Source organism: Chthoniobacterales bacterium, from assembly GCA_035274845.1.
In the GTDB taxonomy this organism is placed as follows: domain Bacteria; phylum Verrucomicrobiota; class Verrucomicrobiia; order Chthoniobacterales; family UBA10450; genus AV80.
In genome coordinates this window covers 121590-135124 of the sequence record DATENU010000022.1, presented here as the reverse complement: position 1 = coordinate 135124, position 13535 = coordinate 121590, and the positions used below count along the sequence as shown (strand labels likewise).

General features: G+C 58.6%; 7 protein-coding genes. All 7 read left to right on the top strand.

Annotated elements, in window-relative coordinates:
• Positions 1–196: 196 nt before the first annotated feature.
• A complete protein-coding gene (locus VJU77_16870; GenBank protein HKP05027.1) occupies positions 197–1009 on the top strand; it encodes a hypothetical protein in 813 nt (270 codons plus the stop codon).
• A gap of 18 nt (positions 1010–1027) precedes the next feature.
• Complete coding sequence (locus tag VJU77_16865) at positions 1028–1480, top strand: hypothetical protein (GenBank protein ID HKP05026.1); 453 nt, start codon at positions 1028–1030, stop codon at positions 1478–1480.
• Positions 1481–1553: 73 nt separating this feature from the next.
• Positions 1554–2333, top strand: a complete 780-nt coding sequence (locus tag VJU77_16860; GenBank protein HKP05025.1) for a sigma-70 family RNA polymerase sigma factor — start codon at positions 1554–1556, stop codon at positions 2331–2333.
• A 53-nt stretch (positions 2334–2386) separates the two neighbouring features.
• Positions 2387–3052 (top strand): hypothetical protein, encoded by a 666-nt coding sequence (locus tag VJU77_16855; GenBank protein ID HKP05024.1) that lies wholly within the window; start codon positions 2387–2389, stop codon positions 3050–3052.
• A gap of 233 nt (positions 3053–3285) precedes the next feature.
• Positions 3286–4395, top strand: coding sequence for a hypothetical protein (locus tag VJU77_16850; GenBank protein HKP05023.1), 1110 nt, complete (start codon positions 3286–3288; stop codon positions 4393–4395).
• A gap of 1153 nt (positions 4396–5548) precedes the next feature.
• Complete coding sequence (locus VJU77_16845) at positions 5549–5833, top strand: hypothetical protein (GenBank protein ID HKP05022.1); 285 nt, start codon at positions 5549–5551, stop codon at positions 5831–5833.
• 714 nt (positions 5834–6547) lie between these two features.
• Positions 6548–13534, top strand: coding sequence for a hypothetical protein (locus VJU77_16840; GenBank protein HKP05021.1), 6987 nt, complete (start codon positions 6548–6550; stop codon positions 13532–13534).
• Position 13535 lies beyond the last annotated feature (1 nt).

Here is a 13535-nt window from a genome sequence, read left to right as displayed (position 1 = left end):
TGTGAGAGGGGAGCGCAACCCAAGGGTCCGCACAGTCCCCGGCTGGCCGCTTGTTGGGCTGTTTGAGCGGCATCCCTCAAGGCAGCCGCCAAAAAAATGCGGTGGTGTGAAGAATCTCCGTCACATCCCCCATGTCCCGCTTCTAAATACCGAACGAGACCTTCAACCATCAACACCAAAACCAGACATTATCGCCATGCAAATCGTTCGTCATCTCAATGAAGCCATGAAGCGGGACCGTTCGTTCAATTACCTTTGGCCCTCGTTCGCTACGCCATTCACGCCGAGGTTTGAAACAATCCGCGCTGGCTACCTTCGCAAACGCCTCCCGCATTACTTCCGCATCGTCCTGCTGCTCGCCCTTCTCGGCAGCGGAGTCGGTTGCGTCGAACGTCCGGAGAGCCGGGCGTCTGTCGACGCGCCAGCGGAGCGTCGCGTGGAGACGAGCGCGATGAGCCAAGCGGAAGCCCAGCAGATCAAGCGAGAAGCATTCAGCCAGCTTCAACCTCTCATCCGCCGCTTCGATCGAAAGAAAAAGGTTTACGAGATTTCCGAGCGGCAATACCTCGAAAAGCTCTACCTCTGGACGTTGACGTTCAGCATGTTGGAGTTGCGATCAACTCCGGGAACGTTCAGTGGCGACCTACCTGAGCACGAGATGTTTCCGCTTTCAGATTATGCCGAGTCCGCGGAGAGCCTGCTTGGTGACCTCACAATCTACCTTGATCGCTTTGCGGCGGACTCAGACCCTGAGTTCGAAATGCTCGTTAGGAAGAAGAACGAGGCCAGTTTCGCTGTGCTCCTCTCCTTTGCGGGGACCGAGAGCCGTTTGCAGGACGCTATCGTGGCCATGCGAACGCCCGAGTTCAAAGCCGTGGTCAGGGCGTCCAATGCAGATCTGGCTAATCTCGGGAAAATTGGTGGAAAACAAGTCGTGGAGACCGTAGGCACCGCAGCCGAGAAAGCCATCAACTTGATCAACGCATTTCTCAACTCAACCAGCAAATAATCCATCAATCTACAAACGATGAACTCACAAACAGGAAAACCATTCGGCAAGAAAAGCTTCGCCATCAGGTCACTGCGCATCGCCGCATTCGTGCTCGTGCTGTTCGCGGCGGGTCAAGAAGGCTACGCGCAGGGAAGAGTGGAGGATGATGTTCGGAGGAAAGCCGAGGAAAAAAAAGACATCGCCCGCCGTCAGGAAGCCGCGGAAAGGGCGCGCGTGGAAGCCGGGAAGACCACGGAGAAGTTGAACGAGACGAAGTCGCTGAATAAGACGGAATCGCTCAACAAAGAACGGGCCTTGATCAAGCCGGAAATACGCGACGAGGCAAAACTGCGTAGTGCGTCGGAAGCACTGAAGAAGTCTGGAGCCAAAGAGGCGGCGGCGGGGACCAAGAAGCCCTCCGAAGTCGGGAACCCAACTTCAGGTGGTGCCGCCCAAGCTAGGGCACGGAATCCCGGAAAAACAAAATAGCGGTCGCCGGTTCGGGACGTGCGTTTCAGAAGGAACGTCAGCCGGAACTCGACGTTCATGCCTGCAATAAGCAATGAGAGTTCACTGCGAAGTCTCCGAATGTGCCTCGATTTCAACCAAGGATTTTCAAAGTAATGTGTTTGCGGCGGTTGGCACGATTGCACTATCTTCCGTCATCCCGCCAAAACGCATGTCTATCTTTGATCGGCCCGACCTTCCGCGTCCCGCTTGCTTTGATAAATCGGGCATTGATTGGACGCCTGAGGAATTCCACAAGTGCGTTCATTATCTTTTTAGTGGATGCAATCTCACGAAAAACGTTGCTTTGGCAAAGTCCAATTGGACTCATCACCTGCAAGATGCAGAAGATGCACTGCATGATTACTACGCAAGCACCTTCTTTGCGCGCAAAACTGTCGCGCGGTTCAATCCGGCGGCGGGCAGTTTTGAATCTTGGCATAACACGATGTTTGCATTTGGTGGCAAACACTTTCGTTTTCCCTTTCTAAGAAGTTGGTGCCTGAAGCGCTCTCGATATGGCCGCGCCAAACTGCTATCACCGGAGGAATGGGAATTCCTGTTCAATGAAGTCGAGAGCGAAGGACGTGGACCGGATGATTCTACAGAAATGAAGGATAAGATGAAGGCGCTGGACGAGTGTCTCGATAAATTAAGTGAGTCGGATCGGGACTACGTATCTCGTTTCGGCGGGCATCGTGGACCCGAGGAGGAGAAACATCGCGAAATATGTAATGCTTTGAGCATAAGCGAACCTGCGGGTCGAAAGAGGCTATCGCGGGCGCGAGAGAAATTGCGACGATGCCTTAGGGACCGCGGAATCACAATGTCGTGAACGTCACATCGAGCCAAACGACACGCCTAGTTAACGTATATTGAGGACAGACCATGAAAACTGAACAACTCAGGACGCTATTGGGCGATCTGTTTATCCTCTCGCCTGAAGAGCGTGAAAAGGAGGAATGGATCGCGCAGTATCTTGCGGGCGATTGCCCTCCAGAGATAAGAGCTCGCGTCGAAGGCCTGTTGGCTGAAGACGAATCTCTTCGCGCCGATGTCGAAGCGCGCAGGCGAGGGATGCAGGAGTTTACCCCAGCGCGACTCGCGCGGCTTGAAGAGCGTATACTTGCCCAGACTGGCAGGACGGTTGCTGCGGTTGCGGTGCAAGCCGCGCCGCTACGCCCGCCGGGAGGAGCCGTGTCTGCTGCTCTTGTCGAGGCCATCGCGGGCTTCATGCGAGAAATCAGGTTCCTTCTCGGACCCGTTCACTCGTGCGCGACTTCCGAGCGCGAACATCTCAGCAAGGACCAATCTGCTATAGTCCGTCTGAATCCTCTTAAAGATGGCGTAGAAATTGAGGTCATATCGGAAAACGTGGAGGATACAGGCGCGCGCATCGAGGTGTTCGCAAGACCCGGCGATTGGCGTGCGGAGCTGACGCTTAAGCAAGTGCTTCGTGGTTCATCAACCGTGCGCGATGCCGTCATGCTCACAGGAGAGAACCTCCGGCGCTTGGATCCCGACGCAATAATTTGCCTGCGTGCGGTCCAATGAACTGGGATTGGGCGCGTGGCGCGACGGGGCGATCGGTCGCTGAGTGTTGCTCTGCGCTTTCGAAGCTTCTTGATGGCCAATCGTGTTTTATCGAGGAACTACGTACATCATTATCGCAGATCCAAGATCCGCGCGGCGCAAGTAGCGCCATAGACCGACTTCACAAGATTCAGGCGTCAGCCCTCGCTTGGCCAAGGATAGCGCTTGGCGCGCTCGCGCGCGATTCTGTTCTCGTGAATGAGTATGCATCGTTGGTCTCAACGCTTGAGACATCGGTAGAACAACTCAATCAATTGGACGGTCACGCAAGAAATCCCGCAGTGGCGTCAGGCCAGGCCTATGGACGCTCAGCATCAACGCTCACGGCATGGACTTCTACCCAGCAACCCCCGCTGCAGGAAGATGTTCGGGAACGTTTGGAGTCGGCAAAAACGTTGGCCGATCAGCTCCGCCGATATGCATTCCTCTGGGAACACGTTGTCGGATTGGCCCATGAAAGTCTGGCTGATCGCGAAGCCGGCAAATTTCCGGGACCGCTCAGTGCAAATGCGCGGAGCATTTCCCACGAACGGAATGGCTACTACCGGAGCTATGGGTCCGACTCCTGGCGCGAGATTGCACGCCGCACATTGGAAACTGAACCGTCCGGGATCGCGCGGTGTCCGGTCGCAACAGTGATCGATACAGGAGGAGCGGGATCACCCCCCGTCGGCCATATCGTAGAGATCGAGGTAATGGTTTTCCCCGAAAATGTGGCTGTAGCTATCCCTCACCCCCTTCAAGCTGGTGACGGTGACGAGGAATTCAGAGAAGCCGCGGGTTACGGGTGGCATGCTGCAGACACGTTCATTCAAACGGAACAAAGCGAGGCACTGCAAAAAGAGGGTAGAATCTCTCAGGGCGATCCGGCCAACTGGATCGGTCATTTTGGCACCTGGCACAGAGTTGCGGGCCCCGCTTTTCCGCTCAAAGGACGCAGTGCCGCCGGCGCTCTGGCGTTGGCTTGGTCGCGCGCCTTACGGCGCCAGAAATACGATTTCCGGGTGATCGTCTTCGCGACAGTGGACGACACCGGACACCTTGTGCGTCTCAGCGATCCTTCTTCGGCGAGCTGCCAGGCCGCGATGGAGGCTAAGGTCGATGCTGTGTTGCGAGACGGGCGGATCGATACCATTGCTACGGTCGGAGACCACTTGGATCAGATTGTTGATTTGCTGAAAGGTCAGGACGCTGTCTCTGTCGTGAACGTCGCCACTGGAGAACGCTCATTGCATTCGCCGCGAGCATCGCGAAGAAACCTGTCGACTGCCTCCCGCAGTCGACGAACGGCCAAGCGTAAGTAGAAACCGCATTGAATCAGAATGAGACGGAGATTCGTCGGCAACTATGTTGAGACCTGTTTGCGCAGAAATGCGAATTCACGAGTAGTTTGTCTGCTCGGGCCTCCAAACTGTTCGTCAAAGGGGAGGCGACTGAAGACGAGCTCGGTGAGCGTGCGAACTGCGGACGAAATGATCGTCGGGCTTTGCCGAGGTCACGGCGTTCCATAGTTGAGAGCGGCATGTGCTAGAGTTGCATCACGGCGGCGGCGGCCGAGGTTCGACGTGAGCACGACCGTAGAAACCGCTCAAGTCGACCGTGACGCCGTTGGCTAGTGTCGCGAGCGGCATCGACATTTTGCAGCAGGATGTCGGGCACGCGGTGCGCTTTTCGCTTTCGTCGAAAGACAGTATGCCGAAGTCGGCGCATTTCACAGCACGCTCGGCGACACGCGTCGATGCTCTTCCCCAATGCAGCACAGCGAACGGGCGCCCGGATAAGATCCGTGCTGCACGAAAAACGGCAGGCGTGGCGTGGAAAACGTTCCTCTAAGGATCTCAAAGAGGGGCGATGATTTGGAGTTTCCGCGTCACGGTGATAGCTCCCGACGACTACTTCTTCGAGAAAGCAATCACATCAAATCGGAGGATTCATTATGCTAGCTCTCGCTTTTTTCGGAGGACTGATTTTGTTCATCTATTCCATGCTAAACAAAGCCTCGGACTGGGGGAACGGGCGGCTGCAAAGACAAGCGCGGCTCGGACGAAGTGTTGAATCCTTTTTCATCGCCTTGGGCATTGCCATCGTCTTCCTGATTTGGATCTGCGTTTAAAGGGTAGCGACCCTCGTGCGGTGCCTATCTTCAGCGCACCGCTGAACGGTCTCACTTCGCGGGATTGCCGCCGAAAGTCCGCGAACAAGCGCCCAACAGGCGAGGGCATAATCCTGAGAGTGTGAAAATCGCGCGTGGAACGCAAGGACGAGCGACGAGATTTCGCTGCCGCGCGCTCATCCGCCAAGACTCCATCACCATGAGTCCCGAGAGTTTGCCCGCGCACCTTTTGCCGGCTATTTCGTTCTAAGAGGCATGGCACAAGGGTAAAAGCGTGTAATGGAATAATTCTTGACCAATGAGGTTCGTTTACAGCATAACGACAGGAGATCGTACGCCCCAGAATGAAGAGGGATAACTTCGTCACTTCCATTTCCGCGTTCTTTCCAATTGATTTTCCACTGCCTTCTGGAGAAGAGCCCGAGGCTCCAACCGATGCGATTTTTGCTGAGAGTACCGACGCCGCTTCGGCTGGCGATTACGACAAAGAAAAAAAATGCATCGGCCTTGCGCTGATCAACGCCGCTTATTACGCGACGTGGAAGACGCACGGCGGAAAGACCTGCTACAATAGCAGCTTCGGCGACGGTAGTATCATTGGCGCGGTTCGAAAGACAATCGGCGGATAAGGGAAATCGCGATGGAAGTTGATCATATCTACGCCAGCTGACGTTGACCACCTGAAGCGGACAGTAGATGCGGTAAACCGAATTTATCCAGTGAATCCGCCTGTAACCTACGTTGCGCTGAACCGAGAGACCCTCCAATTTCAACCAAGCCGCGGATTTACCGCCAAATCCTCAAAGGCAAGAGAAGATAGGACGATACGCGCGTCGCATACGTTCTATACCTTCAGGAAAGGGCGCGAATGCCAATAGGAGCTCAGTGGTTCGCTCGTGAATTTGATTGGATCGTATGACAAAGAAACAACCGTCGCCGTGCTCGAGCTCCAAAAAATCTCCCAGCAGGCTATATCTTTGCCCGATGCCGGTAGACGTACGTCCCATCTCGGGCATTAGGCAATTTTCCGGGAACTTAGCCTCACTGCTTCCGTAAAGGGAATGAGGATGTGTCGTCTCCTGAGGAAGCAAAGAGCCCACGAAACCGTAGCACCCTAGCTCTACGCAAGATTAGCATTTTATTTATATGAAGGGAAAACCATCACTGACAGTCCGATCGAGTGTCCGGGCTCAGGGGGAACAAGTTGAAATCACTTGGTGAAGAACCCTTCGAAGCTAGTGATTCTTTACGGATTGCAGATGCGCACGGCCTCCAAAGCATAGTAGCGCTAAGACTCGCATCAGTTCAACCCCACGCCAATAAACTACCCAGGATTAATTGCGATGCCGCAAGATAACGCTGGCTCAAATGATGAAGAATTGGGACGATCTCGTTCCATCGAAAATCTGCCGCCAAATTTTCGCCGCTACCTTGAAGGTTCGGGGGAAGGGCACCTAAAGGTATTGGGGACGATTCCCAATGCTGAACGTCCCGATGAAATTGACTGGGCGATTTTCGGGAGCGTGAAGAAAGCGCGCCCGGGAGGTGACCCGGACTTCCATGGCACGGTGGATGGCCTGCCGGGGGCGCCGCAGTGGAGAGGGGGCAGGCCGCTGTGGCTGATCCCGATTTCGGTGGAGGCGGTGGGGGTGGCGGAGAAGGCCGAGGATGGCAAGGTGCCTCCGATTCATGCGCGGCATATCACGGTGAGGAACCCGGGCCTGCGGCGCGATGGTGAGATGCGGTGGCTTTTTTGGTACGAGGATGATACGCAGTGGCAGGCCGATCCGAAGCTGCTGCTGGGCTCGGCGCTCTCGGGGCTGAGCGCGAAGGGCCACTGGCGCACCTTGCAGGCAGCGGGTGACGCGGATGCGTTGCGCGTGTGGTACACGGAAGCGGACCTCAACACGGAGGATCAGGTCATCGTGTTTCCATGCCCGTGCAACCATGTGTTCTCGACGGATAAGAAGCAGGCGGACCAATTTCATGCGTGGTTCGGTGTGAGGGAGAATAAGAAGCCATTCATCGCGGTAGCGCGTCTCGACCAGCCGGAGGCTGGCGGCGATTGTCCCCTCGTCTGGCGCCGGAGGCTCGGGATGGGAGACGGCCGTCTGGACGATGTGTTGATCCCACGCGTCGGCGCCACGGTACAAGCCATCGGGTGGCGTTCTGAATGGCCAGTCAAAGAGGCGCAGGGAGGACTCATTCCGAATAGGATTACACGCAAGTTTGGCGCGAACGCCTTCGCGTGGCTGCTGCGTGAAACGATGCCGCCGCAAGAGGGGGGCGTGGCGCAAACTTATTTCTATCCCATCTATGCGAGGGCGTTCGAGGCGCCCGCCAACACTTCGCTACGACAGGCGCTTGGCGAAGTTGACATTCATGTGGTCCAGGTATGCCGCCAGGAGACGAGCTTGCTGGCGCGGCTGGAAGATGTGAGCCAACAGCGGGCGATCGCGCGGTGGAACACCCATGTGCAGTCCATCGAGGCGAGCCTGACAACGATTGCGGGGGCGGCACCGGTGGGCATCGTGCCCGTGCTGGAGGGTGTGGATGATGGAGACCTGGAGGATTATGTAGCGGAGTGGACGACGGGTACATCCGTGCCCACCGGCACGTGCTGTGGCGGCGGCGCCGATGGCTACAACCTGGTAGCGGCGGGCTTCCCGAAGGAGGATGGCGTGGCAGGCATGGGCACAGTGCACTGCGGGAGCGTGAGGCTGCCGGCGATGCGGCACGACAAGCCTGACAACCTTTTGGGCAAGGCCCCAATTCTGCTGAGCCGCGTGACCCTGGCGGGCACGAACGGCGCGAGCAACGTCTCGGACAACGGCACCATCTTCCAACTCCTACTGAGTGGCTTTACTGTGAACCGGCTGGCGGGAGACGCAGCGCCGGTCCTGCGCGATGGGGCGATGGCGTTCACGATCGGCGCGCAAGTTCCGGCAAGTCTCCCGCTCAAGACTGACACGCTTCTGGGTAGGCTCCGCCTGACGCTCCAACTGGCCCAGGGACAGCGGCCGTTCTTCCCCTGGCAGTGGCACCCGGCGCTGGAGCTGGTGGACCGTGTCGTCATGGGTTATGCGGTAGAAGATCTGTCTCTCCCCGTGCTCTTCGTGAAGCCGGCGGGACAGGATGCCCTGGCTACGGACAAACTGCTCGCGCCACGCAGCATCAATGCAGCTGGCGAGGGCGCGGGCGAGCGGGCGGAGCCGGCGCTCGTGATTCCCGTGCCAGCGGAGCGTCATGCAGATTCGGGAGGCGTCTCGAAATTTTTCCTTACGGCGAGTGAGAGTGTGAATGTGGGCCAAAGCCACCGGTTCGATCTGCGTCTGCAGGAGATCAGCGCGACGCCGGGCAGCTCCGGCGGAAGCAGCATCAAGGCGGTGGTCCTCGATTCCAACCCGCAACTGACTGCGCTGGTTGATTGCCGCTTCCTGCAACAGCCGGGCATCGATGACGGGGCTTGGGTGCTCGCACGGCGCTCGCCGCTCTCCGAGGAGGATGGCGGATGGGAACTGCTGGATGACGAAGCGGCAACACTAGGGTTCCGCCTCGTGCTCCCGGCGCAGGCGATTGGGGAAGCTTATGTGAAGGGAAGAACCCAGCCTGGCGAACCGGTGCTGAACCAGCCGATCGAGTTTCGCTTTGGCGCGCCGGCTATCCTACGGCTCGCGCAAGAGAGGCTGGAGCGCCGTTATGTGGCGGTACCCTGGAACCTGCGCCGCATCTGGGGCCGGGCGGGGGACGAGGCGCCGGGCACGCCGCTGCTGGAGGCGAGGTTCGAGCTGCTCTACGGATTGACGGCGCACCTCGTACCATCCAAGGCGTTCCTGGTGGAGCTGGGCGCGAAGCTCGGTGAAGTGCCGACTCCTCCCGTCAACAGCATCGCTTGGAACGCGACAGAACCGCAGAAGAATGTCTTCGAGGATCAATGGCGAAACTATCGCGAGGTGTATCGCGCCTGGCAGTCGCGGCTCGCGGTCTTGGAGCTTTCTCGGGACGACGCGTTTTCGAACGCGAGCTTCGCCGAGGGGCTGTCTTATGCACCCCGCATCATCGTGGAAGCCACGCCGCCCAACGATCAGGGAATCGTAACCTATAGGAAGGACAAGGGCGCGGACCTCAGGTGGCCAATTGAGAGTGTTCCTCCGGAAATGCCGCCACCTGGAGAAGTAGAGCTTCCCGTTGGCGCCAGTCAGAAAGATATCCTGCTGGCGAGGATGGCCGCGGCGCATGCCACGGAGGGCCTCGCGGGCGGATTCCACTATGGATTCGAATCCTTCGCCATCTACACGGAGTTTTGGCGAGAGGCCTTCAGCAGAGGTTCGTCCTCGGCGGAGGCGCACGGGCTGGCCTTCTCGTCACCGGGCGGTTGGGGTCGGCAATCGGCGCGGTTCGCGGCGGACAAGACGATCATCAAGTCGAACACCAGCCTGGGCCGTACCCATTTCTATGCGGTAGAGCGCATAGGCCGCATCGGCGTGTATTGGAATAAGGCGAAGCACGTGATCGAGTACGAGCGCACGGTCGTGCCCTCGAAGCAGTTCGCCGGTGCGCAGGAAGAGCATCCCGGCCGGCCGCTGGTGCGGAAGGTGCGCGAATATGTGGAGATTCTGGAGCCCACGCGGGCCTATCCGGACTTCCCTATGGATGATGATCCGGCCGCGCCCGGCGCAGTAATGGCCTGCACGTTCAAGAGCAAGATCATTCCCGTGCTGTCCACGTGGGGGAAGGATGTGTGGGACATTCCCAAGGGTGAGTTTCCGATCGGCTGGGAGGTGCCGCTGTGGAAGCGCGGGGCGGATCCGGAGATCTATCCGAAACCGCAGGTCATGCTGGACCTGGCGCCGCCGCCGGACTCGGATGAGAAGGCCATCCGCGTGAGCCTGAGCGAGCCGGACAACCTTTGGTTCTACACGGATACGCGCGAGACAGTGGTGGATGCCGAGGGCAAAGTTATCCAGATCACGGCGGACGTGCATGCGTGGCCGCCGATCGTCGAGGTGGACTACACGCGGCTGCCTGATCCGCGGCAGGAGGATATTAAGCCCGCTGCGGGAGACAGCCCGGCGCTGCTGGATGCGCCCATGCCAGCAGCTACCTCAGTGCCGCCGGGGTTTGAGCGCTACACCTTCCGTGTGGATCGCGTCGAATTGCCGGCTGCGGTCGCGAGCCGATATTTCCCGGACTCCGCCATCACAGGACGGCTGCGCACCGTCACCATGAGCCGCAGCGTGGCGGATGCAGAGAAGGTGAATGTTTGGTGGAGTCAGCCGGGCGCGGCCCGGGCATCGCTGCAGAGCCTAGCAAGGGGGGCCGCAGCCCCACTCGCGGTAGCGGCGAACGGATTCGCGGAACTGGAGAGCCGCTTTCGAAGCGGGAGCTTGGCCATTGCAGACTACGAGAATGCCGTGTTCTCCAAGGTCACCTCTGTGGCGGGCAGCGTGCGCAATGCGGTCGCGGGCATCGTACCCCCGGCCGATCAATCGAGTGTCTCAAAGCCCACCCTAAAACACTTTGATTTCTTGTGGGCCAGTGGGGAGAATTTCGCTTATCCTACGCGCTGGCTCTGGCGGGAGGCGCTGACTGCGGCCGATGGCTTGGTCAACCAGACGCTCGGATTCTATGACCAACAGACCGGCAGTATCCTGAAGGAAATCGACCGCCTCATCGCGGCCGGAAACAACGAGACGCTGGAGTTGGAGGCAGCACTCTTGCGCTTTGAGGAGCGTGTCGTGGCTTTCCGCCTGGGGATCGAGTTTTCTGTAGATGGCGCTTTCTCCGCGGTGCAGAAGGCTCTGGACCATGTACGGGGACAGGCCGAGTCCGCCATCGACTCCGCGTTCACGCAGTTCGACCAATGGGTTGAAAACCGCGCGCCGGAACTCCAGTTGGCGGACGCAAAGACAAGGCTGACCCAGCTCAACGATCGCCTGTTCTTCACCGCTGGTAATCCTGACGCCGTGCCACAGGGCCAAACTGGCGCTGCCATCCATACCCTCATCGAGAACCTGAAGCCTCTCGGCGACAACACTTGGGATGGAAAGATGGATGCCATCGACCGTGCGATCCAAAACAGAATACGGCAATTTCACAGTGAGATTGCTGCCGCCATCCAAATGGCAGACAACACCACGGGTGGCTTCATCCAGCGCATGCGCCGCGAAATCAACGCGCGCTCAATGGGTCTGCGCCAGGATTTGCGGACTCAACTGGAAACCATCCACACAGAGGCCTCATCGCTATTGGCTGATGCTAGGAATGCTTACCATGAGATCAGCACGGCCCTCACCATGCTGTGGGACACAGTGTGGGCGGATATTAAGATCCGATTGGCCGCCCTGCGGGCCGCCGTGCAGACGAGTACCGCCGGGGTTCGTGACATAGTAGCCACCGGCTTGGCGGAAGTCAGAACTGCCTTGAAAGGCCAGCTCGTCGGTGCGCTAACCCAAGTCTTGGTGCCACCATCCTTGCCGGGCATTAACATCACAGTGTTCGAGGTACTGACCGTTCTCAATGGATTGCTTCTCGAATTGCGGAATCTCATTATTTCCAGCCTGCTGGATTTCATCCGCGACACCGGATTGGATGTCACGCAATGGCTGGAGACCCTAAACGCCTATCAGCGTCTGCAAGACGCCATTAGGACGGGTGACTTGGACGCCATCCTCCAGGAATCCACCGCGCTGGGCGAGAGTATAAATGAGGAATTGGGACGTTTCGCCGGGGAAGTCGCCCAGAAAGTGCGCGACGCGGATGCCGCGGCGAGTTCAGCGGGCGAGGTGATTCAGGCGGGCAAGGAGACGCTGCGAAATATCCGCAGCGTCTGGGAAGAGTTCACCGCGCCCGGCCTCGGGCTGAACCGCCGTACCGTGGCCATGATCGTGAACACGGACTTCAAGGACGTGCAGCAGCGCCTTTCTCTCACACCCTGCATCTCCCGGGTGAAGCAGTTCGGCAAGGATCTCGAAGGACTCGGCCTTCGCCTTCCGGTCGTCGCCCTGGCAAACCGCCTCCTGCCACCCATGCCTGACTGGAAGAATGTGGGCCAGTCGTTGCTGGACAATTTCGGCTTCGGCAACCTTATGTCCGACATCGGTGGCATGCGCCTGGACAAGCTCTTCCCCGGCTTCAAAATGCCGCAGTTCGCGCGGGACAAAATCAAGATCACTCAGGGCTTCGACAAACAAACCCTGATGGCGTGGGTCAATGCGGAGGCGGACGTAACGCTGGCGGGGAAGAAGGCAATCATGAACTTCGGCCCGCTGCGCGTGGACCTGGAAAACGGCATCTTCCAAGGGCACCTGCGCCTGGAGATGGGCATCGACGGCCAGGTGAAGAAGACCAACACGGGCACGCTCACGGGCTCCTGGCACATGGGACTGAGCGGAAGCTCTCTCATGATCTTCCGCGATACGAAGATCATCTACCGTGACGGTCGCGTGAGCGTGGATCTGGATCCCAACCGCATGGAGATGCCGGGGCTGATGAAGATTTTGACTGATGCCACGAAAAATCTCTCTGGCCTGAGCGGGGGAGCCGGGGAAGGGGAGGACGAGGTCTTCAAGGTGGGCCTCGTGAAGGTCGGTGCAGGCATCCCGGCTGGGATTCGCGCTACGCTCGATATCCCGCCCATCTCCGTGGGCGGAGGCGTGGCCGCGCTCACGAACCTGTCCTTCGGCGGGTTCTTTGAGATGACGGTGCTGCGCCCCAACCTCACCTTTTCCTTCCGCGTGGGCGTGGGCTTCTATGTGGGCAAGAAACTCGCGCCCTTCAATCTCACCGTGTTCATCCTGGGCGGTGGTGGGCATGTGGACGGAGCAATCTACTATGAACCGTCCGCGGGCGGGCTGACGGTGGATTTCAGCATCAGCGTCCATGCTAGCGTAGCATTCACGATCGCGCTGGGTTGGATGAGCGGCAGTGTCTCCATCATGCTGGGCTTTGAGGCCGAGTATCACAAACAGCCCCAACAGAACGCCGCGTTCAACATCTCCGTCTTCATCCTCTTCACCGGGTATGTGGATATCCTGAGCCTGATCACGGTCCATCTGCAACTGCTGCTCCAAGCCACCTATCGCTCGTTGGGGAATGGCGGCAATGAACTCATCGGCACCGGGCAGGTGAAGCTTACGATCCGCATCTGCCGCTTCATTAAGATCAAGGTGAACAAGACCTACACCAAGGTGATCGCCCGGTCGGGCGGGGACGGAACGCGGGCCTTGGCCGCCGTGGATCGACCTGGCGTTATCACGGGGCTCCCGCGCGACAAGGCCGAACCCCGCTGCGGGGCAATCGCTTCCGCCACTCTTGCCACTCTTAACTAAC

Coding starts and splice junctions, on each gene's coding strand:
- VJU77_16855 (HKP05024.1), top strand. CDS start 2,387: ATGAAAACTGAACAACTCAGGACGCTATTGGGCGATCTGTTTATCCTC.
- VJU77_16865 (HKP05026.1), top strand. CDS start 1,028: ATGAACTCACAAACAGGAAAACCATTCGGCAAGAAAAGCTTCGCCATC.
- VJU77_16870 (HKP05027.1), top strand. CDS start 197: ATGCAAATCGTTCGTCATCTCAATGAAGCCATGAAGCGGGACCGTTCG.
- VJU77_16840 (HKP05021.1), top strand. CDS start 6,548: ATGCCGCAAGATAACGCTGGCTCAAATGATGAAGAATTGGGACGATCT.
- VJU77_16845 (HKP05022.1), top strand. CDS start 5,549: ATGAAGAGGGATAACTTCGTCACTTCCATTTCCGCGTTCTTTCCAATT.
- VJU77_16860 (HKP05025.1), top strand. CDS start 1,554: ATGAGAGTTCACTGCGAAGTCTCCGAATGTGCCTCGATTTCAACCAAG.